Consider the following 406-nt stretch of genomic DNA (forward strand, 5'->3'; position numbering starts at 1 on the left):
CTTACATTGGGATAGATGTAGGTCTAAAAGATTTCGCCATTTTATCAGATGGAACACCCTATAAAAATCCGAAGTTTTTCCGATCATTAGAAGATTAGTTGGCGAAAGCACAGCGTGTTCTTTCTAGAAGAATGAAAGGATCTACTCGTTGGAATAAACAACGAGTAAAAGTAGCTAGAATTCATGAATACATATCAAATGCTAGAAAAGATTACTTGGACAAAATCTCAACTGAAAACATCAAAAGCCACGATGTTATCGGTATAGAGGATTTGCAAGTATCGAATATGTTAAAGAATCATAAGTTAGCAAAAGCAATTAGTGAAGTATCATGGTCGCAATTTCGATCCATGTTGGAATACAAAGCAAAATGGTATGGCAAACAAGTCATTGCCTTATCGTAAAC

1 pseudogene is annotated in these 406 nt (G+C 35.0%); it reads left to right on the plus strand.

Features of this window, described 5'->3' with window-relative positions:
- A pseudogene (locus ACSG5Z_RS29730) lies at positions 1-401 on the plus strand (RNA-guided endonuclease TnpB family protein); the annotation flags it as partial.
- Positions 402-406 lie beyond the last annotated feature (5 nt).

The organism is Bacillus pretiosus, assembly GCF_051294775.1.
GTDB classification, from domain to species: Bacteria; Bacillota; Bacilli; order Bacillales; family Bacillaceae_G; genus Bacillus_A; species Bacillus_A wiedmannii.